1 protein-coding gene is annotated in these 1456 nt (G+C 37.6%); it reads right to left on the reverse strand.

Features of this window, described 5'->3' with window-relative positions; all coding sequences use genetic code 11:
* Positions 1-8: 8 nt before the first annotated feature.
* Positions 9-1456, reverse strand: a 1448-nt coding sequence (locus tag ORQ98_RS29445) for an IS4 family transposase (RefSeq protein ID WP_274692396.1), incomplete at its 5' end; no start/stop codon positions are given.

Genomic DNA, 1456 nt, shown 5'->3' on the forward strand with positions numbered 1-1456 from the left:
CAGCCCTTTCAAGGTGATTTTTTAGCCGCTTTTAAAAGCCTTGCTGTTGAAATATGGGGCTGGATTTTTATTTGTTTAGGCTTTTCTTTTACCTTTTTAGGCCCTCGTTTATGTTTCTTATATTTTTTAAGAACAACATTTTCTGCTAGCTTATACAGTATCAATATAAACTCTTGCTCTGACATTGACTGAAAAACTGTCCAATCCTCTGGTGGGACAGCAACATTCATACCTTCATATGTCCGACTGATTTCTCCTGCTATATAATAGCCTGATACTTCATTTTCTATTTTATCGACACCATGAACACTGATTAAGGCTGCTTTAACAACAGCTAAGACATTATATGCAATCACAGCAACACTAAAACCAAATAAAGCCGCTTTAGGGTAAGCAAGTGTATTGATTTCAGAATGAAGATACGACTCAAGTCGCTGAAACATGGTTTCTATAGACCAGCGTTTTTGGTAAAAAATGGCTACTACTGAGGCTTTGGCAGCCGACTCAGGTAAGTTAGTAATAATAGATATTTTTTTATCTCCATCACGAGTCGCTTTTTTTAAATAAACAGTTATAAGACGCCATTTTCTTTTTTTATACTGATCACCTTTAATTGTGATCCACTCTTCAGCTATTTGTCCGGTTTCAGAGTCACCGACTATTACAGGTTCACCTAAAGTTTCATAGGGCAGCTGTTGATGAAGACGACAAATAAAGTAGGCGCTTTGATCTGCTATACCTGAAAGATGGCTTAAAACACAAAAATTACGATCCATGATGAAGACATCATTTTTGTTTATCTTTTCGCGCACCTGGGCTAGTAAGGATCGTTCTTGTGCATGCCCATCTTCACAAGGAATAACGTCAGTGGCTATGTCATTTTCAGGCGTATAAATAACCAGTAATTTCCCAGGTAAAGCTGCTGAAGCTGTATTTCGTAAAACTTTTAATCGATGTTCTGTTGCTTCAATACAATTACCATCAAGTACTTTTATTTTATATCCTGGCAACCAGGCCTTATTTTCTCCTTGAAGCGATTTTGCTATCTCTTTAAATTCAATCGCGGTATCACGTATCAAGGTCGCTGCAACCTCTGGTTCCAGTCCATTCAGCTTGTTGTAGACAGAGGTAAGAGATACTCCTATATCTACCTCACTTGACTGATAAGCGGCATTAACTGTTGGAAACACTTTGGTAACAGTCAAGCTCATTAAATCAAATAAGGAAGAAAACAATAACTCACGTGTATACTGCTTATCGACTGCTCTATCAAAAACAGCATTTAATTGTTCTGGGCTAAGGACTCGTTCCAACAACGCTTGTACCATAACTGGAATGGGAGATTTTTCCATAAAGCGTTTTAGTATTGGGCTAAAGTGCACTTGCTTTCCTTTCTGACTAATTGACAAGCGATGTATTTTGGAGGAGTTACAATCTAAAGTCACGATCTGATTAA

The sequence above is a fragment of the Spartinivicinus poritis genome, assembly GCF_028858535.1.
Classification (GTDB): Bacteria; Pseudomonadota; Gammaproteobacteria; order Pseudomonadales; family Zooshikellaceae; genus Spartinivicinus; species Spartinivicinus poritis.